The organism is Streptomyces sp. NPDC090088 (genome assembly GCF_044747345.1).
Classification (GTDB): Bacteria; Actinomycetota; Actinomycetes; order Streptomycetales; family Streptomycetaceae; genus Streptomyces.
Map to the genome: position 1 here is coordinate 146711 of NZ_JBIVDZ010000005.1, position 26121 is coordinate 172831.

The following is a 26121-nucleotide window of genomic DNA, read 5'->3' on the forward strand; positions in this document are numbered from 1 at the left end:
GGGCATGGCCGACCCGACACAGGACGCCGCCGCCCCGAGGCCCACCAGGACGCTCAACTCGTCGCTGTGGGCGCTGGCGATCCCGCTGGTAGCTGTGACGGGAGCGGTCCTTGCCCAGTTTCCCTGGTCGTGGATCGGCATCGTCGTCGTGGTCCTCGCGGGGTTCGCCGCGCCCGCCGTGGCAGGCGGCTTCTGGAATCGCGCGGGGGCCGCGACCTTCGCAGCCGTGACCACGTTCGCCCTCGGTCTCTTCGCGGGGCCCAGCCTGTTCGAGACCTACGTCAAGCAGGTCGGCGAGAAGACCGACGCCTTGGTCGCCGATACCGCGACGTACAAGAACGCCAGGAACAGCGAGCGCACCGTCTGCCGCGTCGTGGACACCTCGGGCAAGGTCCAGGACCTGACCGAACAGCAGAACTGCCAAGGCCAGTTCAAGCGCGGCCAGCACATCGTCCTCTACAAGGATCCACTGGACGTCCTCGAACCGTGGGCCGAGGCCACCGACGACCGAACTGTGGACGTCGTCGGCCTGTACGCCACGGTCGGCCTGTTCACCGCCACGACCGCGACGCTCTTCTACGCGGGAACGCGACGGCGCTCGGACCGGGAGATGGACCTGAGGAAGCTCCGCGGTTCGCGGGCGGTGGGACGGACACCGGGGTGACCGCGTCGGTCAGTCCGTTGCTGGGCTCCGCGGGACCCTCGCCCGCACGAACCCGTGGCTCCGCTCCACCTTGGCCACATGCAGCGAGTAGCTCTCGTACCACTCCGCCTGCCCGCGCTTCTGCGCGGCACGGTGCTCGGCGTTGTACCGCCACTCCGCGAGGGCCTCGGCGTCGCGGAAGTACCCGACGGTGATGGCCAGTCCGCCAGGATTCTGCGCGTAATCCATTCCCAGATACCCGGGAATGTCTTTCACCAGGTCTTCCATACGCGCGTTGGTCTCGCCGTAGCCACTCTGGTCCTGGGTCCGCACCGCGGTGAAGACGGCTACGTAGTAAGGGGGTTCATAGGCCTCGACCGGCACGACAGGTGCTTCGGAGTGATCGCTCATGACGTCGACTGTAGGGCGGACGCATCCGGCGATGCCGCGTCTTTCCCGAACGGGATCCATGAGGGATCCGACTCTTGACCGAAGCGGTCCGATACGCGACGAGGTCAGGACGATGCACCGGCAACCCTGCGGAAAGCGGAGCTGGGTGGCTCATTCTCGCGGAGCTTTCGTGGATTCCCGAATACGCTGGTCGCGCATGGCTAAAGTCCCCTCTGCACAGCTGTAGCCGCGCCGTACCGGAGGGTGGCCATGACGGGCAGAGACGGCGGGCGGAGCCGGTCTCGACGGCGCGCGTTATGCGCCTCTCCAGCACTCCTTGCCAGGTCCGCGTCGGCAGTCCTGTGCGCGCTTCTCCTTCTCCTCCTGGCCAGTTGCTCCGCCCCCGACAGGGGCGACGTACCGACACAGCACAGCTGGGTCAAGGCGATGGACAAGGCTCGTACGTCGCTGTTCAAGGGCGACGTCGAGTACGACGACGTCCATCGCCTCAAGTTCCGGGCCGGACACCAAACCCCTTTTGAGATCACCGTCTCCGGCAGCTGGAGTAACTTGGGGAACGGAAAACCGCACCAAGCCGTGCAAGTCGGTGCGGAAATGGGAGTTCAGCTCCACTGCCACGGTGACGCCACCTGCCGGAGCGACTCCTCCCGCCGACAGCCCGTCCTGGACTCCGAGGACTGGAGCAACTGGACCTGGTGGATTACCCCGCACACCGCCGGGCCCCTCGCCTTCAGTATCACCGTCACGACGTACTACCGGGACACCGATACGGTCCTGGACGAGCAGACGATCCCTCTCGAAGCACACGTCGATGCCGCCCCTCGCGGATTCCTCACGGTCGCGTGGGACTGGTTGACATCCGGCTGGGTCACCATGGTCGGCCTCGCCACCAGTCTGGCAGCGGTCTGGGGCACCGCGAAGATGATCACCAGCGACCTACGGCGCCGCGCCCCTGTCTCCGCGGAAGAGCCGCCGGCCACGGATTCGGACAACACCTCCACCTCGGATGACGAACCGCCCCGGGGACGGCGGCAGGCGTCGCAGCAATCCGACTGACGCGCGCGCGTCGAGCGACCGGGTCAGGTGTACACCGGAAAGGCCGACTGGAAGGCCAGGCGAGGCCCAGCGCCTGCCCCAAGCCGAGCGAGCACATCGTCCAGCGCGAGGAACTCCTCCCACGGCTCCCGCTGCGTCGCCGCGGCCAGCTCCTTGACGAGCCGGTCCTCAAGGCTGGGGACGCGCTTGTCCTTCCACACCTTGTCGGCGGTGCTGACCAGGAGGTCCTCGATCGTCACCACGGGGTCGTCCCAGCTGGCGTGAGTGGCGGCGAACCGGGCCAGGGAAGGCGGGAAGCCGCGGCTCAGCAGCAGCTCACGACCAGCGTCCTCGTGGGCTGAGCCGGCCCCGGTGAGTTCCTCGGGATGCAGGACCTTGCCCACGTCGTGCGTCGCCGAACCGAAGAGAACGCCATCACGGTCCACGCCCAGTTCCGGATAGCGATCCCGCACCCAGTCCGTCAGTTCCACCGCGACGTCATGGACCGCACGCAGATGCGCCGCCAGCCGGGGCGGGGCGTCCAGCGAACGCAACAGTTCCGCCACCGCGGGCGGCAGCGGCCGCAGAGGCGGCTCGCCTGGGGCGTCCAGGGCAAGTGCCAAGAAGTCCGTGGGCGTCGCGGTCATCCCGCAGACACTACCCCTCTCGGCCCGCCCGGCCGAGAGTGAGCGACCCGCGGAAGAGACCCACCGATCGACACGTAGCGGAGAAAGCCGGTCGGGAGGTCAGCGGGCCGTGGCATCCGTGAAGGCGGTGAGGGGCGCTTGCGCGCGACTGCGGAAGGCGTCGTCCTGGTCGATGATGCGGTCTTCGACTCCCGAGCGGACCACCCGGGCGTCACCGTCGGCGAGGCGGCGAGCGGTCGTCCGGCGAAGCCGAAGAGCGTCGCAGTGCGGGAGGCTCGCACCACCGACCACCGGGACCAGGGATTTTGTCCGGCGCGGCAGAAGACCGAATCCGGCACGGCGACCGCTTCGTCCGCCTCCGCCGTGACGCACCACAGAGCCTCGGCGACCTCCGTGTCCTTGTCCAGGGCAGGCGTGGTCTCGTCCTCGGGGGAGCTGAGCGCCTCACGAAGGACCGGCGCCAGTGCCACTCCCCGGAGACCGAGCACACCCGCCGTCCTGGCAGCGTTCCCCAGCTGACCGGCACCGCCCTGGAGTTCCTGTTCCAGACAGCGCGGAAGAGGCGCGATTTCGCCGGCGAGGCCGTACAAGGCCTTCGCCGGGGGGACGACTCCCTGCCCGGCACGCTCCCGCAGAAAGGAGACGGCGACGGCCCGGGCGCGGTCCAACAGCTCTGACATCACCTGGCCACGCGCACCGCCCGTCTCCGCCTCCGCCTCCGTCTCGGGCTCCTTCAGCCCTTGCCTCGTCTATCGAATTTCGATAGATTCCCATCGTGAATCGATGGAGGGGTGGGTCATGGGAAAGCTGGCGGTAGGCGCGCTGCGTGCCGTGCTCGGGGTGGTGCTGGTCGGCACCGTGTTCGTGCAGGCGGGGATGGTGTGGGCGTTGGTCAGCAAGAACGACCCGGAGGACGGGACGCTTCCGCTGACCTCGCTGCGGGTGATCACGATCCTGGGCATGGTGGCGGTCCAGGTCGCGGTGGTCTGCGTAGGGCGGCTGGTGACGATGGTGCGGCGCGGAACGGTGTTCTCCCACGCCGCGTTCCGGTACGTGGACGGTGTGATCGGCGCGATCGTGGCGGCCGCTCTCGTGTGGTTCGCGGTCACGGCCGTCAACGCGCCGGGCCAGCGGGACGACCCGGGCGTCACCCTCATCATGGGCGGGATCGGCCTGGCCATCCTCGGGGTCGCGCTCATCGTGCTCGTGCTGCGAATGCTGCTCGCCCAGGCCGTCGCCCGCGACGTCGAAGCGACGCGGATGCAGGCCGAGTTGGACCAGGTGATCTGATGCCGATCGCCGTCGACATCGACGTGATGCTGGCCAAGCGCAAGATGTCCGTGGGCGAGCTCGCGGACCGCGTCGGGATCACCCCCGCCAACCTGGCGGTACTCAAGAACGGCCGCGCCAAGGCGGTGCGCTTCGCGACACTCGCCGCGCTCTGCGAGGTGCTGGAATGCCAGCCGGGCGACCTGCTCCGCTGGGAGTCCCAAGACGCCGTGAGCGAATGAACCGTGCCTGCTGACGGACCGTCGGCAATCCCGCCAGCTCTTGAAATCGTCGGCCATGGGACTGGAGCGGGTGGTGAATTCGGGCGTGGGCAGGGCGCGTTCATCGACGAAGCGGTCGCCTTCCCCGCATCGCCACCCGCGGCCGCGGCAGCGACCGGATGGCGGTGACTCAGTCGAGTCCGGCGGCCTGCCGAAGCGTTGCTCGATCGTCGGGTCGGGTCAGTTCCTCCGCCAACATCGCCACGACGCTCGCGTTCTCCGCGAACACAGCCCGGCACTGTTCACGCTCGGGATGATCGCTGTCACTGCCGAACCAGCGCACCACGCCCTCGTTGCGTCCGTCGATCGGCGCGGAGAATCCAGCGATGCAAACCAGAAGATCCAGCAGCCCGGACCGTACGGGAACCTGCGGGTCGCTTGCCAGGCGGAACAGGAACGGCAGCGCTGTCGGAACGCTCACGTTCATCTCTCTGACGCTGTTGAGGAGGGAGTTGGTGAGTACGCGCGTGGCCTCGGGCGCGGCAGCCTCATCGAGAAGGCCGTGCAGCAGCACCGGGATCGCCGCAGGGCACTCCGGGAACTCGGACCAGCGGACATCCTCACATCCGCGGAGGGCGTGATGGCCACGACCGGCCTCAGCCGCCGGCGGATGGTCCTGGAGGAACCGAGTTATCGCTGTCTCCTTGGCGACCAGATTCGTAGTGCACACCTGCTTGTCCCCGTCCTGTCCGAACAAACCCCGAACGCCGCGTCAGCCGAAGCCTTGCGCGACTAGAGGTACGCGCACAAGCCAGGACAACGAACCGCGTCGTCCGCAGGGCCCGCTCGAACGCCGCGTCGCGGCCCGGTTCGTAGTCGATGCGTGCCGGGTCGGTGTTGCGCGTCAGCGGTGGTTGACGTAGGCGACGAGTCCGCCGATGGTCAGACCCGCTGCGCATCCGTGGCGGAAGTATTCGTGGCGCATGACCGGGGTGAACTGCGCGTCGGTCATCGCGTACGGTGCGCGGATCCCCAGTTCCACGCCGCACAGGCACACGACGTATCCGCGACGCAGGGCGGCGGCCTCCCACTCGGGGTCGTGCGGGACCCAGGTGCGGGAGTAGATCTCACCGTCGGGCGTGCGCAGTTCCAGCCGGGAGTAGGTGTATCCGAAGCGCTGCTCCAGTTTTGGCTGTTCATCGGGTGTCTCGTGCAGTTCCCATCCGGGGATCCAGTGCAGGTCGGAGGGCTCGGGCGGTAGGCGCCTCATGCCGAACAGGATGGCGCCTTCGATCTGCGGTTCCTCGGGTATCTGGTCGAGCGGGGCTCCCTTCGGCGCGACGTACCCGAAGTCGCCCACGTTCAGGGCATGCCTGAACTCGAAGAGGGCGGCGGGCATGTGGCGTGTCTGTGTGTGATGGAGGGTGACGGTGCCTTCCGCGGTCTCCAGACTCATCAGCACGCGCTCGAGCCGCAGCGCGGGGTCGTCGCAGAACAGGATCTCCCCGAGGTCGTCGATCTGTTCGAACTGATACCCGCTCATCTTCGTCAGCCCTCCGGTTGGTTGCCGTTCCGCGTCCGTGATGCCGACGACGGGTTCTTGAACGATGCTATTGAAGGATCGTTGAACAATCCATACCTTGGAATGCGTGCACCACCAGGCCGGCGGTTTCATCGAGAGCAGGGGTGAAGTTGAGCGTGGAGGAAGTGCGCGAAGTGCGGACAGGCGTGGGCCGGCGGGTGCTGGTGGGTGCCGCGAGCACCGGCGCGGCGTTGGCACTGTGGGCGGTCGTACGTCTGATCGAGCGCACGGCCTTCGTCACGCATGCCCAGCGGATCGACGAGCTGTGCGTGCTGGTGATCCTCTTCGGCTGCGTGTTCCTGTCCATGTGCTGGTACTTCGACATCCGGTGGCTGCTGTGTGCGGTGTGCCTCCTCGGGGTGCTGTTCCTTCAGGACCGGGAGCTGGATCAGCAGGCACTGCACCAGCACGGGCGTACCGAACACGTCAGGGTCCGGCGGATTCAGTGGACCGCCGGCGACGGCATGGGTGACAGCGTCCACCTCTACACGGTCACCGTCCTCGACGGCCCGCCGCTGGCTCCCTTGGAGGAGAACGGGCTCCTGGGCTGGAAGTGGGTGGTGGGCGGCACTTACACGGTGACCGTCGATCCGCAGGGCCGTGTCCCGCTCAGGCGGGGGGACAAGCCAGGGCCTCCGGTGATCCAGCAGTTCCTGCAGATCCCACTCGGCCTCGGCCTGGCCTTCGCCCTGTGGCGGCCCGCGAACCTGCTCCTGCGCCGACCGTCTCATGTGCTCCGGTCCCGGAAGTGAGCGACCGTCTCGCTCAACCGCACCCTCGGCGTCAGCAGCGCGGTCGTCCCGGCCTGCACCGAGTCCGGCTGCCTTGCCCGCACCAGGGCGCTGGTGGGATGCGGCGTGCTCGGCTGACCGGACCGGAGCAGCGGGTCCCTACGCCTCCGGGGATGACGCCTCGGCCAGAGCCCGCTGGATGTCAGCCGCGGGGAAGGGAGTGCGTTTGCTCTGCGTGAGGAGCCGACGGTGGAAATCGTCCAGGACGATGGCGTGTGGAGCGTGACGCTTGATGATCGCGGCGATGTCGGCGGGAATGCCGGCGGGTCGGCGGCCGTCGATCCATCCCCGCAGGAAATCCCCGTGATCGGCGCCGCTGCGTACGCCGTCCGGCAGATGGTGGCGAAGAAGGTGGTTCGGTGCGTAAGAGCGGTCGTAGACGAGATGATCGGCGAGGAAGTCGCGCTCCTCCGCCGAGAGTTCGAAATCGCGGCTCAACGCGAGCCCGAAGTCGGCGAAGTACACCCGCTGGCCGTCCGTGAGCAGGTTGGTGAAGTGCGCGTCGAAGTGGACCAGTCCGCGCGCGCTCAGGAACTCCGTCCCGCGCACCAGCGCATTCTCGACCCACTGATAGGGCGATTCGCCCCCGCGCCGCGACCGGGCCGCGTCACGGGTATCGCCGAGCCAGGCGGCGAGCGTCCGTGGCACATGCTCCAGGAAGAGCACGAGGCTGTAGGAGGACTGTCCGATGGCCTCCAGCCGACGCCGCACGGCCGACGAACCCTCCCAATGCGCTACGGCCCCCTCGACGCCGCCGAGCCCGTCGACGAAACCGTCCGGGGGAGTGTCGGGCAGGACTCGCCAGTGGTACAGCAGCGGGAAACCGGCGTACTCGTTCTTCAGCACCCAGCCTGTCGTCATGACGTGCGCGGCCAGCTCACGCCAGGCACCGAACCCCGCCGACCCCGCCCCGTACTGGTAGAAGAGAGGAAGCCCGAAGATGTTTGCCGTCGACCGCACGTGCTCCGGCCGCAGTTCGACGTCCGTCAGGGGGACCCGTTTGACGAAGACGCGTATGCCCTCGACCTCCATCTCCGCCGACCTGCCGCCCATACCGGAGCCAAGACCTGGCGCGGCGGAGACCGCATCCGCAAGCCGACGGTCGCTGAACAGGGACAGACGTGTCCCCACGGCCGCGTAAGCGGACACTCGCGCGGTATGCGCTGACTCGGTCCCGTCCATCGTTGACTCCCACCTGACATCGGATCCGGCTTCCGTTGATCATTCCAGCTCGTTGGACGCGACTTCTGAGTGGGCCCCGGGCGCTGAATCCGTGTCGTGTACGAGTTCAGCGAGTTGGATGAGGAAGCCGTATGTTGACAGCCGTCCCTGAAGGCGCACGAAGTAGGAGCGGTCGGAGGCCTTGAAGACTTCGCGCCGGCGGGTCTTCCTCCGTCCATGCTCAAAGCCGGTCGCTGCTTGCAGCAGTGCCGCCGCCGCTTCTTCCGCGTTGCCCTCGAATTCCGCGACGGTCTGCGCCTCCCGATCCATGTCCGCGACGCCGGCGACGGGTACGGCCAGCACGATCCATCGGGTCATCCTCGTCGAGTCCGTTTCTCTTCGGCGGCGCGGCGGGTGAGTCGGCCGACTTCATGTCATCGGGGTCAGTAGGCGCGTGCGATGACGGCGGTGGTGCCTGGTTGGTTGTCGTCGTGGGGTACTGATCCGTCCGCGGTGGTGAGGCAGCGTACGGTCACGCCGTGTTCGGCGAGTTTCGCCTCGCCCTCCGGGCCCAGTGCTGCCCAGGGAATGTGAGCCCAGCCGGTGTTCGCCGCTTCCAGGGCTTCTTGGACGGTGGTGACCTCGACGGTGTGGTCTTCGCGGTGTTCGCGGGACTGCGCCAGCAGCAGAGCCTGGTCGTCTTCGAGGACCGTGGGCAGGAGCGCGGGCAGGGCGTCGAGCGATGCCGGTTCCTTGGTGCCGGGCAGGCGGCGGACCAGCACGGCGGTGCCGTCGTGGAGGTCGCGAGGCCCGATCTCGATCCGTACGGGTACTCCCTTGAGCTCCCAGTCGACCGCGCGCCGACCGAAGGGCACGTCGGTGCGGTCGTCCACGTGTGCACGGATGCCCGCGGCCGTCAGCCGTTCGCCGAGCTCGCGGGCCTTGGCGACCACGGCCTCGTCGTCCTTGACGGCGAGAACGACCGCCTGGACCGGGGCCAGGCGCGGCGGGATGCGCAGTCCGCCGTCGTCGCCGTGCATCATGACCAGCGCGCCGACCATGCGGGTGGTGGAGCCCCAGGAGGTCTGCCAGACGTATTCCTGGCGGCCGTCCCTCGTCAGGTAGCGGGTGTTGAAGGCCCTGGCGAAGTTCTGGCCGAGCTCGTGGCTGGTGGCCAGTTGGAGGGCCTTCCCGTCGCCCGTCATGCCTTCGAGCGTGAGGGTGTTGATGGCGCCGGCGAAGCGTTCCCGGGCTGTCTTGCGTCCGGGTACGACGTCCAGGGCGAGGACGTTCTCCATGAAGTCGGCGTAGACCTCCTGGTGGACACGTGCCGCGTAGGTGCGGGCGTCGTCCTGGGTGGCGTGGGCCGTGTGGCCCTCCTGCCACAGGAATTCGGTCGTGCGCAGGAAGACCCGCGGCCGCAGCTCCCAGCGGACCACGTTCGCCCATTGGTTGATCAGCAGCGGCAGGTCGCGGTAGCTCTGTACCCACTTGGCGAAGTAGTCGTTGATGATCGTCTCGGAGGTGGGCCGGACGACGGCGGGTTCCTCCAGTTCCTTGCCGCCGCCGTGGGTGACGACGGCCAGTTCGGGTGCGAAGCCCTCGACGTGTTCGGCTTCCCTGGTCAGATAGGACTGCGGGATGAGGAGGGGAAAGTACGCGTTCTGCGCGCCGGCCCTTTTGATCCGGGCGTCGACTTCCTGCTGCATCCGCTCCCACAGGCCGTATCCGTAGGGCCGGATGACCATGGTGCCGCGCACCGGCCCGTTGTCGGCCAGTTCAGCCTTGTTGATCAGGTCCTGGTACCAGCGCGGGAAGTCGTCCGCCCGGGGTGTGAGAACGCGTGCTTTCGCCATGGCGCGCAGAGTAGGGGGCGGCCGGCCCCGGGCGCGAACCCATTACTCGTCGTACTTCTCGCACGTCAGCGCACACCGGCCGCCCCGCAGTCATGACGCCTTTCGCTGCCGCCTGATGGGCTCCCCGGTCCGGTGCAGGTGCGTGAGTGCCTCGCGGTACGACTGGATCAGCCCGGTCTCGTGGTACGGCACGCCGATCTCCTCGCAGTACGCACGCACGACGACCTGGGCCCGTCGCAGATGCGGAGACGGCATGCTGGGGAACAGATGGTGCTCGATCTGGTAGTTGAGCCCGCCGAGCATCAGGTCGGTGACCGGGCCGCCCCGCACGTTGCGCGAGGTGAGTACCTGGCGGCGCAGGAAGTCGGGCCGGTCGTCGCCGGTGAAGGTGGGCATGCCCTTGTGGTTGGGGGCGAAGGCGCACCCGAGATACACCCCGAAGAGGCACTGGTTGACGGCGAGGAAGGCCATCGCCTTGCCGGGGGAGAGCACCAGGAACAGCGCGGACAGGTAGAGCGCCATGTGCAGGAAGAGCAGGCCGCCTTCCAGCCGGCGGCTCTTCAGGGAAGGCGAGAACAGCGCCCGTACGCCCGACACGTGCAGGTTGAAGCCCTCCAGCGTCAGCAGCGGGAAGAACAGGAACGCCTGGTGGCCGCCTATGAGGCGGGCCAGCCCACTGCTGTTGCGGGCCTGCTCCGTGGACCACACCAGGATCTCCGGGGCGACGTCGGGGTCGAGTTCCTCGTGGTTGGGGTTGGCGTGATGGCGGGTGTGCTTGTTCATCCACCAGCCGTAGCTCATGCCGATGCCCAGGTTGCCGAAGAGCCGGCCCCAGATTGCGCTCGTGCGGCGGTGCCGGAACACCTGGCGGTGCGCCAGGTCGTGAGCCACCAGCGCGACTTGGCCGAAGACCAGGGCCATGAAGGCGGCGACCGCCAGCTGCCACCAGCTGTCACCCAGCACGGCGAACGCCGCCCAGCCCGTCGCCAGAAGTCCGATCACCACAGTGAGCCGCACCGCGTAATAGCCGTGCCGCTGTCGCAGCAGACCTGCCTCGGTGATGCGCCGGGAGAGCCCGGCGAAGTCGCTGCCGACGTCGGTGCGGAGTCTGCTGGGACGCACGGCGGCCGCTGCGGTCGCGACCGAGGCGTCGGAAGAAGTCGTCATGCAGTCGAGTCTCGTTACGGCCCTCCCACCGGGACCAGCCGGTCAGCCGCAGACCTCCCCGGGGGCCGAGCCCCCACCACCCCATGGGGTTGTCCCCACCCCTGCACCACCTGACCTGGTCATTCACCTTTCGGCAACTCGCACGCGGCGAGGCACGGGCCCAGCGCGAACGAGGGGAACATTCGTCCAATCCACCGGCGCCTACCGGCGGACACAGTAGGCCTATGACCACTGAATGAAAGAGAAGGACTCCATGCGGATTCTGGTCTCGGGCGCCAGCGTCGCCGGCCCGGTGCTGGCCTACTGGCTCACCAGGCACGGCTTCTCCGTCACCGTCATCGAGCGTGCGCCGGCTCTGCGCAAGACCGGCGGGCACGCGGTCGACCTGTTTCGGCCCGCGATGAACATCTCGGAGAAGATGGGCGTGCTCGCGCGCGTCGAGGAGCGGGCCACCGGCGCGAAGCGGATGACCGTCTACGGGGAGGGCCTGCGGAGTCCCGTGCGGGCCGACCTGTCCAAGATCTTCGGCGCCACCTCCGAACGGCACGTCGAGATCATGCGCGACGACCTGAGCGAGATCTACTACGACGCCGCACGCGACGACGCCGAGTACGTCTTCGGCGACTCGATCACCGAGATCTCGCCCGACGGCGAGGTGCGGTTCGAGAACGCGGCGCCGCGCCGCTTCGACCTCGTCGTCGGCGCGGACGGACTGCACTCCAACGTGCGCCGCCTCGTCTTCGGTGAGGAGAGCCGCCATCACGCCTTCATCGGGGCCTACTTCGGGGTGCTGACCCTGCCGGACGTCCCCGGCCTCGACCGCGAACTCCTCATCCACGTCGGCGTCGGCCGCACCGCCGGCCTGTACGGCGCCCGGCATCTCGGCGACGCGCGGGCGCTGTTCCTGTTCCGCAGCCAGCGCGAACTCGACTACCACCACCGCGACGTCGCCCGGCAGAAGAAACTGCTGCGCGATGCGTTCGCCGGTATGCACGCCCACGTGGACGGGTGGCTGGACGAGCTCGACCGCACCCCTGCGTTCTACTTCGACTCGATCACCCAGCTCCATATGGACACCTGGTCGCGTGGGCGGGTGACCCTTGTCGGAGACGCGGGCTACTGCCCCGGTCCGGCCGTCGGCGGCAGCACCAGCCTGGCCGTCGTGGGCGCGTACGTCCTCGCCGGAGAGCTGGCACGGGCGGGCGGCGACCACGAGCTGGCCTTTCCCGCGTACGAGCGGGCGATGGCGGAGCACGTACGAGGCAGCCGCGCGGTCGCGCTGAGTGCGGCGAAGACACTGATTCCCACGTCCCGCCGCGGTGTGTGGGGGCTGGCCCAGGGCGCGCGCCTGATCTCCGCTCTGCCCGCGCGCCCCAGCCGCGCCCTCCTTCGCCTCACCACCAGGAGCGCTCGCTTCTACGACTCCGTGAGCGTCGATGACCACCCGCCGACGGGTCAGCCGGATTGACGGGGTGGTGCCGGCGAAGAGGGCAGTGCGGGACGGCAGTCGCGCCTGCGCCGACGCCCGCTTCACCCGACTGGCACCAAGTAGGTACCATGAGGGGCATGCCATCCCTGAACGTGTCCTTCACCGACGAGGAACTCGAGGGTGTCCGGGCCGCTGCCGCGGCCGAGGGCAAGAGCCTCAAGCAGTACCTTCACGACCTCGGCGTCCGTGAGATGCAGCGCAAGCGGTTCGTCGCCGGCGCGACCGAATGGGCTGAGCGGCTGCGCGGCGAGTTCGACGAGGCCTTCCCGGACGAGGTGCCACCCGCCGGCCGCGGCGGCGGAGCTGCCGCCGCCTGATGCCGCCCCTCTACGTCGACGTCTCCTGGCTGCTGGACGTCCAGGAGAACGCGCTCGGCCACGACGACCTGTCCGTCTCGGACTACTCGGCGCTGGTGGCCGCGGTCGCCCGCCACAAGACCCGGCTGCCCACCCTCGCGGCCGCCGACCCGGACACGGCCTGGCGTGCCGCGGTGCTGCTGCACACCATCGTGCGCCTGGAGCCGCTTCCGCACCGCAACAGCCTGTATGCCGCGTTCATCGCCGCCCAGTACATGGCGCAGTCCGGCGAGGGCATCGATCCCCCCTACGGCGCGCTGTCGGATCTGGTCCGCAAGGTCCGCGACACTCGTATCGGCGTCCTGGACGTTGCCGATCAGCTGCGCGACTGGAAGCTGTAGCCGAGAACTCCAAGGCCCGGACGCACCCGATGCCGGAACCGGTGCCGTGTGTCAGACGGCGGCGAGCCGGTCCACGAGCAGTTCCACCCTCGGCTCGGCGTACTCGGGCAGCAGGCGGCCCGCGCGGGTCAGGGTCGCAAGGCCGTGCAGGGAGGCCCAGAACACCTCGGTGAACAGCCCGGGGTCGACGCCGTCCCCGGCGACCTCGCCCAGGCTCTCCATCAGGGCGGCGAAGGCGTCCTTCAAGGGTTGCGGGGTGTCCTCCCGTGCGTACGGCAGGCCGCCGTCGAGCTGGAACAGGGCGTCGTAGACCGCCGGGTTGCGTGCGGCGTAGTCGAGGTAGGCGCGGGCCAGGGCGGCGACACGGGCGCGCGGGTCGTCCTCGGCGGAGGTCGCGGCCCGCAGGAACGCGGCCATCTCGGTGGCGCCCTCCAGGGCGACGGCGCCGATGATCTCCCGTTTGCCGCGGAAGTGGCTGTAGAGGACGGGTTGGCTGTACTCGATGCGCTCGGCGAGCCGGCGGGTGGTGACCGCGTCCCAACCCTGCTGCTCGGCGAGTTCGCGGGCCGTCGCCACGATGAGGCGCTCGCGGGCCGCCCGTTCGCGCTCCTTGCGTTCCTGTACCGACATGCATCGATCCTAGCACTGCTAGACATCTGAGCGGCAGCAGGTCTAGTGTTGCCTTATCTACTAGCAACGCTAGATCAACGGAGGGATCGTCATGCTCAACGCACTCGAGGTCGTCACCACCGTCGTCGTCGGCCTGCTGGTGGGGGTGGAGTTCTCCGTTGCCTTCATCATGAACCGGATCCTGGACGCGCTTCCCGAGGACAGCGGGCAACTCGGCCACGCCCACGGCGGCCGGATGCTCGGCGCCCTGATGCCGTTCTGGTACATAGGCTCGCTCGTCCTCGGCGCGATCTGGGCCATCGCCGGATGGCACCACCACGGCGCCGGACTTGTCGTCGCCGCCGCCGCACTGCTGATCGTCAGCGTGGTCATGTCGATACTGCTGCTCGTCCCGATCAACAACCGCAACAAGACCTGGACCCCCGAGAACCGGCCCGCCGACTGGAAGGAGCAGCTGAACCGGTGGGGCCGCTACCACTACGTCCGCGTCGCCGTCCTCATCGCCGCCTTCACCCTGCTGGTCGCCGCCCTCGCCTGAGCCCGCGGGTCGACACCGCGCCGGTGGCGCCCCCCGGCAGTGGGGAACCCCTCCTGGTTTCGTCGTTTCCACGGTTCCCGATGGATCTGTGCGCTAGCTTGAAACACAAGTCACAGGTCAATGGGCATCCGTGGTGCGGGAGGTGGTTGTTGACCCCGGCACAACTGCGGGCGTTCTCGGTGACCGTCCGCCTCGGCTCCGTGAAGGCCGCGGCGGCCGACCTGAGCGTGACGGAAGCCGCGGTCTCGATGCACATCGCGCATCTGCGCAAGGAACTCGGTGACAGGCTGTTCAACCGGACGGCCAACGGACTCGCCTTCACACCCGGTGGGCTGCGGCTCGCCAGTCGTGCCGCCGAGATGCTGGGACTGCAGGAGCAGACCGTCCTGGAGGTCCGGCAGGCCGGGTCCGGGCGGCGGCTGCTGCGGGTCGCCGCGTCGAGCCTGTTCGCCGAGTACGCCGCCCCTGGACTCATCGAACTGTTCGCCGGCCGCGCCGACGACCTCGACGTCGAGCTGAGCCTGCACGACCCGCAGCGCTTCGGACTCCTGCTCGCCGAGCGGACCGTCGACGTCGCCATCGGGCCCCGGCCCGCCACCATCGACGATACGATGACGTGCACCCACTTCCTGAACTACCAGCTCATCGCCGTCGTCGGCGCCGGCCACCCCCTCGCCTCCAGGTCCGGGCCGGCTCGGATCGCCGAACTGCGTGACCAGACGTGGCTGCTCGGTCCGTCGGCGGTGGGGCGGGTGGGTCTGGTGCCCGCCGTGGTGCGCCGAATCGGGGTGGCCGAGCACAACCAGCGCATCTTCCAGAGCCATGCCGCCGCCGTCGACGAGGCCAAGCACGGCAAGGGGATCGCGCTCGCGGTGGCGTCTGCCGTCGCGAAGGACCTGGCCGACGGCGGCCTCCACGAGCTGAACGGGCCGCAGTTACCCGCCCGCGGCTCCTGGAACCTCCTCGCCCTCGGTGACCGCGAAGCCCTGCCCGCCGCCGCCGAGCTGCGCCGCTTCGTCACCACGCCCCGCGCCATCCAGGCCATGCTGCGCGGCGCGGGCGTCACCCCGGGCCGCTTCCGGCCGGCCATCCATGTGACGCTCTGGAGCTGAGCGCTCCGCTCGAAGCGCCGCGCTGTGCCGTGGATCGGCTGCCGCACTGTCGTGGCCGGTCGCGCCCGCGCGGCGGTAGCCGCACATCTATACAGACCCGCTATACAGACCCGCGCCCCTTCGCGGCGCTGCCCGACCGCTCGGCGCCGCGGCCGGCGAGGTGTGCGATCTCGCCCGGCACCCGCAGCAGTGCCGCGAACGTGTCGGCCGGGAGGAGGAGGTCGACATGGGGGAGCGCCGCCGCCATCGTCGTCGTGCGCGGGGCGAACCCCGGGGCACCCGCACGGGGGTTGAGCCAGACCACCGTGTGCGCGCGGCGGCCCAGCCGGGCCATGGCCGCGGCGAGGCGTTCGGGCGGGTCGCCGTCCCAGCCGTCCGAGGCGATCAGGACGACCGCGCCACGCAGCGTGCCTCCGTGGTGCGAGGCCAGCAGGGTCTCCAGGCAGGACGCGATCCGGGTCCCGCCGAACCGGTCGACGACCCGCTCCGCCGCCTCCTCGAACGCGGTCTCGGCCGAGCGGTGCGCCAGCACCGTGGTGAGCCGCGTCAACGACGTCCCGAAGGCGAACACCTCGGCGCGCGCCGTCAGCGCGAGCGCCCGCATGAGGTGGAGGTACGCCACGGCCTGCGCCTGCATCGACCGGCTCACGTCGCACAGCACGACGACCCGGCGCGGCCGGTCCACGGGCCCCGTGCGTACCAGCCGCACCGGTTCCCAGCCGGTACGGCGGGCCCGCGCCACCGTCTCGCGGATCGCCACCCGGTGCCCGCCCGGCCGCACCGCGTGCCGCCGAGAACGCCGTGTCGGCCACCGCCCCAGCGCCCGCTCCAGCCACCGTCCGAGCAACTCGGCCTCCCGCTCACCGAGTTGCTCGAACGGTGTGCCCACGGCACCGGCCACATCGGTCGGCAGTCGTTCCGGCACGGTCAGGGCGTACGCGTCGTCGTGAGTGGCGGCCGAGACCACCGGCGGCAGCGTCACCCACGGGAGCCCGGAACCCTCGACCGGGTCACCAGGTGCTCCGGGCGGTGTCGTGCGGGTGCCGTCCCCGCGCGGGGACGAGCCGGTGCGGCCGACGCGGCGCGCGTGCGGGTCCACCGCCGGTACGGCCTCGCCGAAGACGGTGTCGAAGACCTCGTCGAACCGGGCCAGGTGCGGCTGGTCGCGGACCAGCGTGACGCGCGCCGCCCAGTACAGCGCCGTGCGCGTGACCGGCGGCGACGCGGCCAGTGCGGCCACGAAGTCCCGCGTCGCGGTCAGACCCACGGGCACGCCCCGCAGCCGTAGCCGGTCCGCCAGCGCCACGGCGAACGCGGCCCGGTCGACGGCGGGCAGGAACGGGTCGGTCCGTGTCATCGCACCGGCTCCGGATCAGCGCACCAGCAGATAGACCAGCACACCGATGAGGCAAGCACCCACGGCCAACGGGATCAGCCGCTTGTACACCGACGTGCCGGCCAGCCGCATCAGGTCCAGCGGCTCGCTCTCCCCCTCGGCCGGCACGGACACCGGTCGTGCCTCGGCCGACGCCGACGCCGTCGCCGACGGGGATGCCGCCTCGCGCGGTGCGCCGGACGAAGGGTCCGAGAGCGGCTTCGGCTCCGGATCGCTCACCGGCTCGGGGGCGGGGGAGGGTCGTACGACCGCCGAGGCCGGTGCCGCATCCGCTCGCGCGCTCGCCGTAGGTACGGGCTCCGGTGCCGGAGCGGGCGGGTCGGCCGGGACCAGCAGCTGCTCCTCCACGTTCGCGACGAACTGGGCGAACAGCTTCTCCGAGATCTCCTTGATCATGCCGCTGCCGAACTGGGCGAGCTTTCCGCTGATGCTGAGATCCGTGCTGACCGACACGACCGTGCGGGTGCCCTCGGGGCGCAACCGCGCGTGGACCGTCGCCGACGCGTTGCCCTGCCCCCGCATGTCCCTGCCCGTCGCCCTGATCACGGCGGTGTGCGCGGCCTCGTCCTTCTCCACGAACCGGGCCGTGCCCTGGAACTGGCTGATCACCGGCCCCACCTTGACCCGGACCTTGCCGTGATGGACGTCGCCGTCCACTCCGGTGAGCTGGGCGCCCGGCATGCACGGGGCGAGGGCCTCCAGATCGGTGAGCGCCTCCCACGCCCGCTCGACGGGTACGTCGACGCCGAACTCGTTGTCGATCCTCATGGCTTATGGTCTCCTCGCCTCTTCGGGGTGGCCGAGTTCTTCGAGGGCCGCCGTGATGGTGGTGCGGTCGTCGGGGCTCTTGGCGACCGCGCTCAGGGTGGTGACGACGTCACGGCGGGCCAGCCGGGACACCCGCAGCGCGGCGAGGGCGGAGACCCAGTCGATGGCCTCCGCCAAACCGGGAGCCTTGTCCAGATCCAGGGCGCGCACCCGGCCGATGAACTCGGTGGCGGACGCGATCAGCGGTTCGCTCGCGGCCGGCACCGAGCGGCGCAGGATCTCCACGGCGCGCTCGGGGGTGGGGAAGTCGATCCAGTGGTAGAGGCAGCGGCGGCGCAGCGCGTCGTGCAGTTCGCGGCTGCGGTTGGAGGTGAGCACCACGACCGGCGGCCGGACGGCGGCGAACGTACCCAGCTCCGGGATGGTGATCGCCCATTCGCCGAGGAACTCGAAGAGCAGCGCCTCGAACTCGTCGTCGGCCCGGTCGATCTCGTCGACGAGCAGCACCGGAGGCAGCGGGCCCTGATGCCGTACGGCCCGCAGCAGGGGCCGGTCGAGCAGGAACTCCTCGGTGAACAGGTCCGCGTCGGCGAGGGGTGCGCCGTGCGCCTCGGTGAGCCGTACGGCGAGCAGCTGACGCTGGTAGTTCCATTCGTACAGCGCCTCGCCCGCGGTCAGGCCCTCGTAGCACTGCAGCCGGATCAGCGGGGTGTCCAGCGCCTCGGCGAGCGCCTTGGCCGCGCTGGTCTTGCCCACGCCCGGCTCGCCCTCCAGGAGCAGCGGCCGGTCGAGGACCGTGGCCAGGTAGAGAGCGGTCGCGGTGCCCTCGTCGACCAGGTGGCCGACCTCGGCGAGGCGCCGTCGTACGTCTTCGGCGTCGGAGAACAACTCGCTCATCCGCTAGCCCACCGTCCTTGCCGCCCAGCGGTCCCGGCAGCCGGTCCCGCAGAACCAGAACTCCTCGTCCCCGGCGGCCAGACGAGGAGTGCCGGCGCCCACGGTCACGGTCATCCCGCACACCGGGTCCACCGCCTCGGCCGGGCGGCCGTCGGCGACCGGCCGGCCGAGGCGGTGGGCCGGGAGCACGGACTCGACGACCTCCGCCAGGATCGACAGCGCGACCTCCGGGGCCGTACGGGCGCCGATGTCCAGCCCGGCCGGGGAGTGGATCCGGGCCCGCTCCTGCTCGGTGAGGCCGAGTTCGTCGAACAGGGCGGAGCCCCGGCGGCGGCTGGCGACCAGCGCGATGTGCGGCACTCCCGCGTCGAGCGCGGCACGCAGCGCCTCGGCGTCACCGCGGCCCTGCCCGGCCAGGATCACCGCGTCCGCGTGCTCGGCCGGCGGACGGTCGGGCAGCGAACGGGCCGTGGCGTAGCCGAGGATGTCGGCGAGGGCCACGAACGCCTCGGCGATCGGGGTGTGTCCGACGACCTCGATCAGCGGCGGCGGCAGCACGGGCTCCAGGTAGATCTCCAAGGCCCCTCCGGACAGACAGGGATTGACCACCACCTGCGCTCCCGGCGCGTCCGGGAACACGGCCGCCCCCTGTGGCAGCACCCGCAGCAGCAGCGGACCGCCGCCGTGCAGGGCACCGAGGGCCGCCGTACGTACCGAGCCCTCGGCGCACACCCCGCCGACGAAACCGTCGATCGTGCCGTCGCCGAACACGATCGCCTCGTCGCCCGGGTGCGCGGACGCGGGCGCCTGCGCGCGCACCACGCGCGCATGGACGAACGGCACGCGCCGCTCGGCCAGTTCGCGGGCCCGTGCGCTCACCGTGCCGGCCATTCCTGTCACCTCCACCGCCGCTTTCACCCGTGTCCCGGCCTGTCGCTCAGATCGGCGGCACCGGACGGCCCCGCATCGCCTCCCACACCCGTGAGGGCGTCAGCGGCATGTCCGCGTGCCGGATCCCGAACGGCGCCAGCGCGTCCACCACCGCGTTGACGATCGCCGGCGGCGATCCGACCGTCGCCGACTCGCCGACGCCCTTGGCGCCGATCGGATGGTGCGGCGAGGGCGTGACCGTGAACCCGGTCTCCCAGTCGGGGACTTCGAGGGCCGTCGGGATGAGGTAGTCCATCAGCGAACCGCTCAGACAGTTGCCGTCCTCGTCGAAGGCGATCATCTCCATCAGCGCCATGCCGACACCGTCGGTGAGCCCGCCGTGCACCTGCCCCTCGATGATCATCGGGTTGATGCGGGTGCCGCAGTCGTCGACCGCCACGAACCGCCGTACCGTCACCTTCGCCGTGCCCGGGTCGATGTCGACCACGCAGATGTACGCGCCGTGCGGATAGGTCAGGTTCTCCGGGTTGTAGCAGATCTGCGCCTCCAGGCCGCCCTCGACGCCCTCGGGCAGATCGCCTGCGCCGTGCGCGCGCATCGCGACGGCCTGGATGGTCACCGACGCGTTCGGGTCGCCCGCCACCCGGAAGGAACCCTTCTCCCACTCCAGGTCGGCGACCGACACCTCCAGCATCCCGGACGCGATCAGCCTCGCCTTGTCCCGCACCTTGCGCGCGACCAGCGCCGCCGCCGCGCCCGAGACGGGTGTGGACCGGCTGCCGTAGGTGCCGAGACCGAACGGTGTCTGGTCGGTGTCGCCGTGCACGACCTCGATGTCCTGCGGCGGGATGCCCAGTTCCTCGGCGACGATCTGCGCGAACGTCGTCTCGTGGCCCTGCCCCTGCGACTGCACCGACAGCCGCACGACCGCCTTGCCGGTGGGATGGACCCGCAGTTCGCAGCCGTCGGCCATGCCCAGGCCGAGGATGTCCATGTCCTTGCGGGGGCCGGCGCCGACCGCCTCCGTGAAGAACGACACGCCGATGCCCATGAGTTCACCCCGGGCCCGCTTCTCGGCCTGCTCGGCGCGCAGCGCGTCGTAGCCCGCGAGTTCCTTGGCGAGTTCCATGGTCGGGGCGTAGTTCCCGGAGTCGTACACCCAGCCCGTCCTCGTGCGGTACGGGAACTGTTCGGGCCGGATGAAGTTCTTCATGCGCAGCTCGACCGGGTCCATCCCCAGCTCGAACGCCAGGCAGTCGACGATCCGTTCGATCAGGTACACGGCTTCGGTGATGCGGAACGAGCAGGCGTACGCCACCCCGCCCGGTGCCTTGTTGGTGTAGACGGCCGTCATCTTGCAGTACGCGGCCTCCAGGTCGTAGCTGCCCGTGAAGACACCGAAGAAGCCCGCCGGGTACTTCACCGGTGCCGCCGTGCCGTTGAACGCGCCGTGGTCGGCCAGCACGTTGGTGCGGACGGCGAGGATCCGCCCGTCCCGGGTCGCCGCGATCTCGCCGCGCATCACGTAGTCGCGGGCGAAGCCCGTGCTGATCAGGTTCTCCGCGCGGTCCTCCATCCACTTCACCGGCTTTCCGGTGAGCAGCGAGCCGACGATCGCGCACACATAACCCGGGTAGATCGGCACCTTGTTGCCGAAGCCGCCGCCGATGTCCGGTGAGACGACCCGGATCTTGTGCTCGGGCAGCCCCGCCACGATCGCGTACAGCGTGCGGTGGGCGTGCGGGGCCTGCGTGGTGGACCACAGGGTGAGCTTGCCGTCCACCGCGTCGTAGTCGGCGACCGCGCCGCACGTCTCCATCGGCGCCGGGTGGACACGCGGATAGACGATGTCCTCGGTGACCACCACGTCCGCACGGGCGAACACCGCGTCGGTCGCGGCCTCGTCGCCGGTCTCCCAGTCGAAGACGTGGTTGTCGCTCTTGCCCTCCAGGTCGTCGCGGATGACGGGGGCGTCGGGGGAGAGGGCGGTGCGGACGTCGATCACCGGGTCGAGCGCCTCGTACTCGACGTCGATCAACTCCAGTGCGTCGCGCGCCGCGTAGCGGTCCTCCGCGACGACGAAGGCGACCTCCTGGCCCTGGAAGCGGACCTTGTCGGTGGCGAGCACTGCCTGCACGTCGTTGGAGAGGGTCGGCATCCAGGCCAGGCCCTTCTCGGCGAGCATGGCACCGGTCACCACGAGCCGGACCTTCGGATGGGCCTCGGCCAGGGTGGTGTCCACGGACACGATGCGGGCGTGCGCCAGCGGGGAGCGCAGGACGGCGAGGTGCAGCATGCCGGGCAGTTGGAGGTCGTCGACGTAACGGCCCTTGCCGCGGACGAAGCGCGGGTCCTCCTTGCGGAGCATCCGGCCGTGCCCGGTGGGCTTCCGGTCGTTGTCCACGAACGCGGTGCGGTGGCCGTTCGACGCGACGGTGCTCATGACGCGCTCCCCGGGGCGGTCGCGACGGTGTGCTCGGTGTCCGGGGCAGTCGTCCGGGTGCCGGCCTCCTCCGCCGCGGCCCAGCGGATCGAGCGGACGATGGTCGCGTAGCCCGTGCAGCGGCAGATCTGTCCCGAGATCGCCTCCCGGATCTCCTGGTCCGAGGGGTCCGGGTTGGCGTCGAGCAGGGCGCGCGCCGTCATCATCATGCCCGGGGTGCAGAACCCGCACTGCAGCCCGTGGCACTCGATGAACCCGCGCTGGACCGGGTCCAGTCGGCCGTTCTGCTCCAGGTCCTCGACGGTGCGCACGTCATGGCCGCCCGCCATCGCGGCGAGCACCGTGCAGGACTTGACGGGCTCGCCGTCCAGCCACACCACGCACGTGCCGCAGTTGCTGGTGTCACAGCCCCAGTGGGTGCCGGTCAGCCGCAGGTGGTCGCGCAGGAAGTGCACCAGCAGCAGCCGCCCCTCGATCTCCCGGGTGACCTCTTCGCCGTTGACGGTCATGGTGACCTGCACGATCACACCTCCTCTCCGTTGATCCGGGCCACGGCCCGGCGCAGCACGCGTACGGTCAGTTCGCGGGCGAGATGCCGCTTGTACTCGGCGCTGCCGCGCCGGTCGGTGACCGGGGCGCAGGCCTCGGTGGCGATGTCGCCGGCCCGCGCCCACAGCTCCTCGGCGGGCGGCCGTCCCCGCAGGGCGTCCGCGATCCCCGGAATCCCGGCGGTGTTCGGCCCGACGGCCGCCAGCCCGACCCGGGCGTCCGCGATCAGTCCCGCCCCGTCCAGCCAGACCGCCGCGCCCGCCGAGACCACGGCCCAGTCGCCGGCCCGCCGTTCGACCTTCTCGTAGGCGCTCGACCCGCGCGGCCGGACCGGGAAGCGGACCTCGGTGAGGATCTCGGCGTCGCCGACGGCCGTCTCGTACGGCCCCTGGTGGAAGGCCTCCATCGACACCACCCGCTCGCCGTCCACCCCGCGGATCACGCAGGACGCGTCGAGCGTCGTACACACCGCCGAGAGGTCCTCCGAGGGGTCCGCCTGGCACAGGGAGCCGCCGAGCGTGCCCCGGTTGCGGACGACGGGGTCGGCGATCACCCGTTCCGCGTCCCGGAAGATCGGGAACGCGGCGGCCAGCTCGTCGGACTCCAGCAGCTCGCGGTGGCGGGTCATCGCGCCGATGCGGATCTCTCCCGGCTCGACGCGGATGTAACCCAGCTCGTCGTGCAGCTCGTTGATGTCGATCAGATACTCGAAGTTGGCCAGCCGGAGCTTCATCATCGGGATGAGGCTGTGCCCGCCGGCCACCAGACGCGCCGTGTCGCCCAGCCGGTCCAGGAGCGTGACCGCCTCGTCCACCGTGCTCACCCGCTGGTACTCGAACGGAGCGGGAACCTGCATGCCGAACTCCCCCTGTCCCGCCCGGCGCGCGGCCGGGCGCCTCGGGCGCCGTGTCCGCCCTCATTGGGCCCTCGGCGGTGAGGGGTGTCAACGGCTGCTTAACCGATCGCTTAAGTCACTCGCGTCCGATCCCTCCGCCGACCTAAGCGAAGCCTTAAGGAGCCGTTGACATGGGCCGGACCGCCTTCGCATGCTCCGGACGCCGGGCCCGACGCCCCGGCGGCACGGCGCGCCGTGGTGGACGCGGGCGAAGGAGGCATACGGATGCGGGACATCGCGGAGGGCCTGGCCTCCTGGAGCGCGGCGGGCCTGCGGTTCGCCGTGGCGACCGTCGTACGGACCTGGAAGTCGGCGCCCCGCAGACCCGGCGCGTCACTCGCGGTCGCGGAGGACGGCGAGGTGATCGGCAGCGTCTCGGGCGGCTGTGTGGAGGGGGCGGTGTACGAACTGGCCCGCGAGGTGCTGCGGACGGGCGAGCCGGCCCTCGTCACCTACGGCGTCAGCGACGACGACGCGCTGGCGGTGGGACTGACCTGCGGCGGGATCATCGAGATCCTGGTCCGCCCGGCGGGCGCGGGGCGCTTTCCGGAGCTGCCCGCCGTACTGGAGGACATCGCGGCGGGCCGTCCCGTGGCGGTGGCGATGCCCTTGCCGGGGGACGGCGCCGCCGGAGGGGCGACCGGAGAGCTGGTCGGAGAGCTGGTCGTCACCCCTGTCTCCGTCCTCGGTACGCTCGGCGACTCCCGTCTGGACAGCGCCGTGGCCGAGCGGACCCGGGGTCTGCTCGCGCGGGGCGGCACCGACGTCGTGCACGTCGGAAGGGTGGGGGAGGAGCGGCGCGACGAACTCGCCGTGTTCGTACAGTCCTTCGCGCCGCCGCCGCGGATGATGGTGTTCGGCGCCATCGACTTCGCCTCCTCGGTCGCCCGCATCGGCAAGTTCCTCGGCTATCACGTCACCGTCTGCGACGCCCGCCCCGTCTTCGCCACCCGCAGGCGCTTCCCCGACGCCGACGAACTGGTCGTCTCCTGGCCGCACCGCTACCTCGACGAGACCGTCGTGGACGAGAACACGGTCATCTGCGTCCTCACCCACGACCCCAAGTTCGACATCCCTCTCCTCCAACGCGCCCTGCGCACCCCCGCCCGCTACGTCGGCGCCATGGGCAGTCGCCGCACCCACGAGGACCGGCTGCGCCGACTGCGCGAGGCGGGACTCGACGAGCCGGAACTGGCCCGGCTGGCCTCACCCATCGGCCTGGACCTCGGCGCCCGCACCCCCGAGGAGACCGCTGTCGCCATCATGGCCGAGATCATCGCCCTGCGCTGGGGCGGCACCGGCCGCCGCCTCGTCGATACGACCCCCCTCCCCATTCACCGCTGACGACCTCCGCCGACCCGCCGATGGACGCCTACCTCTCCGCCGCCCGCAGCCGCTGGGCCGCCGTGTCGCCACGCCGGCCGACCGGTACGACACCGGTCGCGGCGGCGAGGCCGTACGCGGGCATGTCGACGTACACCGATTCGTAGGAGCCCGCCGGGACGATGAACGTCTCGTGCCAGATGCCCACATGCCCCTTGCCGGCGCGTGCTCGTCGGTTGAAGGCCGACCACGCGGGCCGGTGCTCCCTGTCCTGCTGGTGGGCGTAGGCGAGCAGCCGTTCCTTGTCGGACCAGTACTGGACGACGTAGAAGTCCCGGGGGCCGCCGTAGAGCACCTTGTAACCGAGCAGCCCGCTGCCCTCTTCCCGTGACAGCTCACGCAGCATCCGCGGCATCGACATGAATGCCGGCAACCAGCTGGAGACCGCTCGCAGCCGGTTGATCCGTAGCCCGATGTGGAAGACGACGATGTCGCCTTCGGCTGCGGCGGTGTTGCGACCCGGAATCACTTTCTCGGACATGACTCTCCTCTGGTCCTCCTTGCGATGGGTCAGATCACGGCCGGGCGAATGACCGGGACTTCGAGCGAATCGCCCAGAAGTGGATCGCCAGCCCGATACCCCAGCCCAGAATCGACCACAAGGGCCAGAAGAAGTGGTCGGACGTGAAAATCGCCCAGACCACCACCTGGGCCGCATTGGCGATGACGTACCAGAAAAGGTGGACCCGCAGGCCCCACCTCATGGCCTTCTCGCTCTTGTGCATCTTCCCTCCCATGGTTCATCGGATCGCTGTACTCGCGGTGACCGGCTGCGCTACCGAAGGAGCGTCTGTTCCTTGGCGGCTGTCTCGATGAGGGCCACCGTCGCGCCCGGCCGGGAGACGAACACCATGTGCGAAGCACCCTCGACCACCTGGGTCTTCGCGCCGGAGCGCTGGGCCATGAACTCCTGCGTGGCCGGCGGGATGATCCGGTCGGCGCCGCTGATCAGGTTGTAGGCCGGGATCGTGTGCCAGGCCTGCGGACCGGTGGCGGGCTCGCCCAGGGCGGCGCCGGTGGCCGGACGCTGCGTGATCGCGTAGAGGGCGGCTTCCTCCGCCGACACGTCGGCCGCGAAATGGGGGTGAAAGACCCTCGGGTCGATGTAGAGGTCGACCTGTCCGTCGGGGAGCGGCACAGGCTTCAGGGACTCGCCCACGGTGCTGCCCGGGAACTTCTCGACCAGTGCCTGCGCGCTCTCGCCCGTCTCCGGCACGAACGCCGCCAGGTAGACCAGCGCCTTCACGTTCGCGTTCCCCGCGGCTGCAGCGGAGATGACCGCACCGCCGTACGAGTGCCCGACCAGCACGATCGGTCCCTCGACGCTGTCCAGCAGCGCCTTGACGTGGACCGCGTCGAAGGCGAGCCCGCGCAGTGGATTCGGCGCGGCGACCACCGGATAGCCGTCGGCGACAAGCCGCTTGGCCACCGAGTTGAAGCCGCTGCTGTCGGCAAAGGCTCCGTGCACGAGCACGATCGTCGGTTTCCCGCTCACCATGGACCAACCTTTCCTTCTGATGACGACCACTTCTTCGATCCACACCCTCACGCTCGGCGCAAAGCTACGACCCCGCACTGGACGGGAATTGAATGAGACCGGGACCTGGTTCCGGGTGGCCTTCACTGATGATTCAGTCGGCGTCAAGCCGG

General features: G+C 70.0%; 30 protein-coding genes. 11 read left to right on the plus strand and 19 right to left on the minus strand.

Going from position 1 to position 26121, the window contains the following annotated elements:
* Positions 1-4 precede the first annotated feature (4 nt).
* Positions 5-664 (plus strand): hypothetical protein, encoded by a 660-nt coding sequence (locus ACIPSJ_RS24595; protein WP_401348871.1) that lies wholly within the window; start codon positions 5-7, stop codon positions 662-664.
* Positions 665-673: 9 nt separating this feature from the next.
* On the opposite strand, the gene ACIPSJ_RS24600 is transcribed toward ACIPSJ_RS24595, so the two are convergent.
* Positions 674-1054 carry an antibiotic biosynthesis monooxygenase gene (locus ACIPSJ_RS24600; RefSeq protein ID WP_359217767.1) on the minus strand — a complete coding sequence of 127 codons (381 nt, stop codon included), beginning with the start codon at positions 1052-1054 and terminating at the stop codon, positions 674-676.
* 426 nt (positions 1055-1480) lie between these two features.
* Here ACIPSJ_RS24600 and ACIPSJ_RS24605 point away from each other — a divergent pair, with 426 nt between their 5' ends.
* Positions 1481-2110 (plus strand): hypothetical protein, encoded by a 630-nt coding sequence (locus ACIPSJ_RS24605; RefSeq protein ID WP_401348874.1) that lies wholly within the window; start codon positions 1481-1483, stop codon positions 2108-2110.
* Between the two features lie 23 nt (positions 2111-2133).
* Here the strand turns inward: ACIPSJ_RS24605 and ACIPSJ_RS24610 are convergent, their stop codons facing one another.
* On the minus strand, positions 2134-2736 hold the full coding sequence (locus ACIPSJ_RS24610; protein ID WP_359217764.1) for an HD domain-containing protein: 603 nt from the start codon (positions 2734-2736) through the stop codon (positions 2134-2136).
* A gap of 798 nt (positions 2737-3534) precedes the next feature.
* Here ACIPSJ_RS24610 and ACIPSJ_RS24615 point away from each other — a divergent pair.
* Together ACIPSJ_RS24615 and ACIPSJ_RS24620 are read left to right on the plus strand one after the other, a co-directional pair.
* Positions 3535-4026, plus strand: coding sequence for a DUF2975 domain-containing protein (locus ACIPSJ_RS24615; protein ID WP_401348876.1), 492 nt, complete (start codon positions 3535-3537; stop codon positions 4024-4026).
* Positions 4026-4247, plus strand: coding sequence for a helix-turn-helix transcriptional regulator (locus ACIPSJ_RS24620; protein ID WP_359217755.1), 222 nt, complete (start codon positions 4026-4028; stop codon positions 4245-4247). Before ACIPSJ_RS24615 ends, ACIPSJ_RS24620 begins: the two co-directional genes overlap by 1 nt.
* A 169-nt stretch (positions 4248-4416) precedes the next feature.
* Here the strand turns inward: ACIPSJ_RS24620 and ACIPSJ_RS24625 are convergent, their stop codons facing one another.
* Both ACIPSJ_RS24625 and ACIPSJ_RS24630 read right to left on the minus strand, forming a co-directional pair.
* Positions 4417-4800 carry a hypothetical protein gene (locus ACIPSJ_RS24625; protein ID WP_401348878.1) on the minus strand — a complete coding sequence of 128 codons (384 nt, stop codon included), beginning with the start codon at positions 4798-4800 and terminating at the stop codon, positions 4417-4419.
* A gap of 330 nt (positions 4801-5130) precedes the next feature.
* Complete coding sequence (locus ACIPSJ_RS24630) at positions 5131-5769, minus strand: hypothetical protein (protein WP_359217750.1); 639 nt, start codon at positions 5767-5769, stop codon at positions 5131-5133.
* 173 nt (positions 5770-5942) lie between these two features.
* Here ACIPSJ_RS24630 and ACIPSJ_RS24635 point away from each other — a divergent pair, with 173 nt between their 5' ends.
* Complete coding sequence (locus tag ACIPSJ_RS24635; protein WP_401348880.1) at positions 5943-6560, plus strand: hypothetical protein; 618 nt, start codon at positions 5943-5945, stop codon at positions 6558-6560.
* A gap of 138 nt (positions 6561-6698) precedes the next feature.
* Here ACIPSJ_RS24635 and ACIPSJ_RS24640 read toward each other — a convergent pair whose 3' ends face one another.
* The 4 genes from ACIPSJ_RS24640 to ACIPSJ_RS24655 all read right to left on the minus strand — a co-directional run bounded on the left by ACIPSJ_RS24640 (position 6699) and on the right by ACIPSJ_RS24655 (position 10783).
* Positions 6699-7781: a protein kinase family protein gene (locus ACIPSJ_RS24640; protein ID WP_401348882.1), complete on the minus strand. Its 1083-nt coding sequence runs from the start codon at positions 7779-7781 to the stop codon at positions 6699-6701.
* Positions 7782-7820: 39 nt separating this feature from the next.
* The gene (locus ACIPSJ_RS24645) at positions 7821-8138 is read right to left on the minus strand and encodes a hypothetical protein (RefSeq protein ID WP_401348884.1); all 318 of its coding nucleotides are present in this window, start codon (positions 8136-8138) and stop codon (positions 7821-7823) included.
* Positions 8139-8203: 65 nt separating this feature from the next.
* Positions 8204-9616 carry a proline--tRNA ligase gene (gene proS, locus ACIPSJ_RS24650; RefSeq protein ID WP_401348887.1) on the minus strand — a complete coding sequence of 471 codons (1413 nt, stop codon included), beginning with the start codon at positions 9614-9616 and terminating at the stop codon, positions 8204-8206.
* A gap of 90 nt (positions 9617-9706) precedes the next feature.
* On the minus strand, positions 9707-10783 hold the full coding sequence (locus ACIPSJ_RS24655; protein ID WP_401348888.1) for a fatty acid desaturase family protein: 1077 nt from the start codon (positions 10781-10783) through the stop codon (positions 9707-9709).
* Positions 10784-11018: 235 nt separating this feature from the next.
* Here ACIPSJ_RS24655 and ACIPSJ_RS24660 point away from each other — a divergent pair, with 235 nt between their 5' ends.
* The 3 genes from ACIPSJ_RS24660 (at position 11019) to ACIPSJ_RS24670 (ending at position 12969) form a co-directional block, all read left to right on the plus strand.
* Positions 11019-12251: an FAD-dependent monooxygenase gene (locus ACIPSJ_RS24660; RefSeq protein ID WP_401348890.1), complete on the plus strand. Its 1233-nt coding sequence runs from the start codon at positions 11019-11021 to the stop codon at positions 12249-12251.
* 98 nt (positions 12252-12349) lie between these two features.
* Positions 12350-12589 (plus strand): hypothetical protein, encoded by a 240-nt coding sequence (locus ACIPSJ_RS24665; protein ID WP_359217731.1) that lies wholly within the window; start codon positions 12350-12352, stop codon positions 12587-12589.
* Positions 12589-12969, plus strand: a complete 381-nt coding sequence (locus ACIPSJ_RS24670) for a toxin Doc (protein ID WP_401348892.1) — start codon at positions 12589-12591, stop codon at positions 12967-12969. Before ACIPSJ_RS24665 ends, ACIPSJ_RS24670 begins: the two co-directional genes overlap by 1 nt.
* A 51-nt stretch (positions 12970-13020) precedes the next feature.
* Here ACIPSJ_RS24670 and ACIPSJ_RS24675 read toward each other — a convergent pair whose 3' ends face one another.
* A complete protein-coding gene (locus ACIPSJ_RS24675; RefSeq protein ID WP_401348894.1) occupies positions 13021-13599 on the minus strand; it encodes a TetR/AcrR family transcriptional regulator in 579 nt (192 codons plus the stop codon).
* A gap of 91 nt (positions 13600-13690) precedes the next feature.
* On the opposite strand from ACIPSJ_RS24675, the gene ACIPSJ_RS24680 reads away from it, so the two are divergent.
* Both ACIPSJ_RS24680 and ACIPSJ_RS24685 read left to right on the plus strand, forming a co-directional pair.
* Positions 13691-14137 carry an anthrone oxygenase family protein gene (locus ACIPSJ_RS24680; protein WP_401348896.1) on the plus strand — a complete coding sequence of 149 codons (447 nt, stop codon included), beginning with the start codon at positions 13691-13693 and terminating at the stop codon, positions 14135-14137.
* A gap of 149 nt (positions 14138-14286) precedes the next feature.
* Positions 14287-15249, plus strand: a complete 963-nt coding sequence (locus ACIPSJ_RS24685; protein WP_401348897.1) for a LysR family transcriptional regulator — start codon at positions 14287-14289, stop codon at positions 15247-15249.
* Positions 15250-15349: 100 nt separating this feature from the next.
* Here ACIPSJ_RS24685 and ACIPSJ_RS24690 read toward each other — a convergent pair whose 3' ends face one another.
* From ACIPSJ_RS24690 to ACIPSJ_RS24720, 7 genes are read right to left on the minus strand one after another with little or no spacing between them, the layout of a single operon-like run.
* Complete coding sequence (locus tag ACIPSJ_RS24690) at positions 15350-16606, minus strand: VWA domain-containing protein (RefSeq protein ID WP_401348899.1); 1257 nt, start codon at positions 16604-16606, stop codon at positions 15350-15352.
* A gap of 15 nt (positions 16607-16621) precedes the next feature.
* The gene (locus ACIPSJ_RS24695; protein WP_401348902.1) at positions 16622-17413 is read right to left on the minus strand and encodes an SRPBCC domain-containing protein; all 792 of its coding nucleotides are present in this window, start codon (positions 17411-17413) and stop codon (positions 16622-16624) included.
* A gap of 3 nt (positions 17414-17416) precedes the next feature.
* Entirely contained in the window at positions 17417-18310 is an 894-nt protein-coding gene (locus ACIPSJ_RS24700; RefSeq protein WP_401348904.1) for an AAA family ATPase, read from the minus strand.
* Between the two features lie 3 nt (positions 18311-18313).
* Positions 18314-19201: an XdhC family protein gene (locus tag ACIPSJ_RS24705; protein ID WP_401348905.1), complete on the minus strand. Its 888-nt coding sequence runs from the start codon at positions 19199-19201 to the stop codon at positions 18314-18316.
* A 46-nt stretch (positions 19202-19247) separates the two neighbouring features.
* Positions 19248-21644 (minus strand): aerobic carbon-monoxide dehydrogenase large subunit, encoded by a 2397-nt coding sequence (locus tag ACIPSJ_RS24710; protein ID WP_401348907.1) that lies wholly within the window; start codon positions 21642-21644, stop codon positions 19248-19250.
* Positions 21641-22171, minus strand: a complete 531-nt coding sequence (locus tag ACIPSJ_RS24715; protein ID WP_401348909.1) for a (2Fe-2S)-binding protein — start codon at positions 22169-22171, stop codon at positions 21641-21643. The genes ACIPSJ_RS24710 and ACIPSJ_RS24715 overlap by 4 nt, the downstream gene beginning before the upstream one ends.
* Positions 22168-23049, minus strand: coding sequence for a xanthine dehydrogenase family protein subunit M (locus ACIPSJ_RS24720; RefSeq protein WP_359217698.1), 882 nt, complete (start codon positions 23047-23049; stop codon positions 22168-22170). Before ACIPSJ_RS24720 ends, ACIPSJ_RS24715 begins: the two co-directional genes overlap by 4 nt.
* A gap of 264 nt (positions 23050-23313) precedes the next feature.
* Between ACIPSJ_RS24720 and ACIPSJ_RS24725 the strand changes: the two genes are divergently transcribed.
* The gene (locus tag ACIPSJ_RS24725; protein ID WP_401348911.1) at positions 23314-24432 is read left to right on the plus strand and encodes an XdhC family protein; all 1119 of its coding nucleotides are present in this window, start codon (positions 23314-23316) and stop codon (positions 24430-24432) included.
* Positions 24433-24460: 28 nt separating this feature from the next.
* Here the strand turns inward: ACIPSJ_RS24725 and ACIPSJ_RS24730 are convergent, their stop codons facing one another.
* From ACIPSJ_RS24730 to ACIPSJ_RS24740, 3 genes are read right to left on the minus strand one after another with little or no spacing between them, the layout of a single operon-like run.
* Entirely contained in the window at positions 24461-24952 is a 492-nt protein-coding gene (locus tag ACIPSJ_RS24730; protein ID WP_359217692.1) for a DUF4188 domain-containing protein, read from the minus strand.
* 34 nt (positions 24953-24986) lie between these two features.
* A complete protein-coding gene (locus ACIPSJ_RS24735; protein ID WP_355727979.1) occupies positions 24987-25196 on the minus strand; it encodes a 2TM domain-containing protein in 210 nt (69 codons plus the stop codon).
* A gap of 50 nt (positions 25197-25246) precedes the next feature.
* Positions 25247-25969 (minus strand): alpha/beta fold hydrolase, encoded by a 723-nt coding sequence (locus ACIPSJ_RS24740; protein WP_401348914.1) that lies wholly within the window; start codon positions 25967-25969, stop codon positions 25247-25249.
* Positions 25970-26121: the final 152 nt, after the last annotated feature.

Bases quoted from the DNA above. Each gene is read 5' to 3' on its own strand.
- ACIPSJ_RS24595 (WP_401348871.1), top strand. From the start codon at position 5: ATGGCCGACCCGACACAGGACGCCGCCGCCCCGAGGCCCACCAGGACG.
- ACIPSJ_RS24600 (WP_359217767.1), bottom strand. From the start codon at position 1,054: ATGAGCGATCACTCCGAAGCACCTGTCGTGCCGGTCGAGGCCTATGAA.
- ACIPSJ_RS24605 (WP_401348874.1), top strand. From the start codon at position 1,481: ATGGACAAGGCTCGTACGTCGCTGTTCAAGGGCGACGTCGAGTACGAC.
- ACIPSJ_RS24610 (WP_359217764.1), bottom strand. From the start codon at position 2,736: ATGACCGCGACGCCCACGGACTTCTTGGCACTTGCCCTGGACGCCCCA.
- ACIPSJ_RS24615 (WP_401348876.1), top strand. From the start codon at position 3,535: ATGGGAAAGCTGGCGGTAGGCGCGCTGCGTGCCGTGCTCGGGGTGGTG.
- ACIPSJ_RS24620 (WP_359217755.1), top strand. From the start codon at position 4,026: ATGCCGATCGCCGTCGACATCGACGTGATGCTGGCCAAGCGCAAGATG.
- ACIPSJ_RS24630 (WP_359217750.1), bottom strand. From the start codon at position 5,769: ATGAGCGGGTATCAGTTCGAACAGATCGACGACCTCGGGGAGATCCTG.
- ACIPSJ_RS24640 (WP_401348882.1), bottom strand. From the start codon at position 7,781: ATGGACGGGACCGAGTCAGCGCATACCGCGCGAGTGTCCGCTTACGCG.
- ACIPSJ_RS24645 (WP_401348884.1), bottom strand. From the start codon at position 8,138: ATGACCCGATGGATCGTGCTGGCCGTACCCGTCGCCGGCGTCGCGGAC.
- proS (WP_401348887.1), bottom strand. From the start codon at position 9,616: ATGGCGAAAGCACGCGTTCTCACACCCCGGGCGGACGACTTCCCGCGC.
- ACIPSJ_RS24655 (WP_401348888.1), bottom strand. From the start codon at position 10,783: ATGACGACTTCTTCCGACGCCTCGGTCGCGACCGCAGCGGCCGCCGTG.
- ACIPSJ_RS24660 (WP_401348890.1), top strand. From the start codon at position 11,019: ATGAAAGAGAAGGACTCCATGCGGATTCTGGTCTCGGGCGCCAGCGTC.
- ACIPSJ_RS24665 (WP_359217731.1), top strand. From the start codon at position 12,350: ATGCCATCCCTGAACGTGTCCTTCACCGACGAGGAACTCGAGGGTGTC.
- ACIPSJ_RS24670 (WP_401348892.1), top strand. From the start codon at position 12,589: ATGCCGCCCCTCTACGTCGACGTCTCCTGGCTGCTGGACGTCCAGGAG.
- ACIPSJ_RS24675 (WP_401348894.1), bottom strand. From the start codon at position 13,599: ATGTCGGTACAGGAACGCAAGGAGCGCGAACGGGCGGCCCGCGAGCGC.
- ACIPSJ_RS24680 (WP_401348896.1), top strand. From the start codon at position 13,691: ATGCTCAACGCACTCGAGGTCGTCACCACCGTCGTCGTCGGCCTGCTG.
- ACIPSJ_RS24690 (WP_401348899.1), bottom strand. From the start codon at position 16,606: ATGACACGGACCGACCCGTTCCTGCCCGCCGTCGACCGGGCCGCGTTC.
- ACIPSJ_RS24695 (WP_401348902.1), bottom strand. From the start codon at position 17,413: ATGAGGATCGACAACGAGTTCGGCGTCGACGTACCCGTCGAGCGGGCG.
- ACIPSJ_RS24700 (WP_401348904.1), bottom strand. From the start codon at position 18,310: ATGAGCGAGTTGTTCTCCGACGCCGAAGACGTACGACGGCGCCTCGCC.
- ACIPSJ_RS24705 (WP_401348905.1), bottom strand. From the start codon at position 19,201: ATGGCCGGCACGGTGAGCGCACGGGCCCGCGAACTGGCCGAGCGGCGC.
- ACIPSJ_RS24710 (WP_401348907.1), bottom strand. From the start codon at position 21,644: ATGAGCACCGTCGCGTCGAACGGCCACCGCACCGCGTTCGTGGACAAC.
- ACIPSJ_RS24720 (WP_359217698.1), bottom strand. From the start codon at position 23,049: ATGCAGGTTCCCGCTCCGTTCGAGTACCAGCGGGTGAGCACGGTGGAC.
- ACIPSJ_RS24725 (WP_401348911.1), top strand. From the start codon at position 23,314: ATGCGGGACATCGCGGAGGGCCTGGCCTCCTGGAGCGCGGCGGGCCTG.
- ACIPSJ_RS24730 (WP_359217692.1), bottom strand. From the start codon at position 24,952: ATGTCCGAGAAAGTGATTCCGGGTCGCAACACCGCCGCAGCCGAAGGC.
- ACIPSJ_RS24735 (WP_355727979.1), bottom strand. From the start codon at position 25,196: ATGCACAAGAGCGAGAAGGCCATGAGGTGGGGCCTGCGGGTCCACCTT.
- ACIPSJ_RS24740 (WP_401348914.1), bottom strand. From the start codon at position 25,969: ATGGTGAGCGGGAAACCGACGATCGTGCTCGTGCACGGAGCCTTTGCC.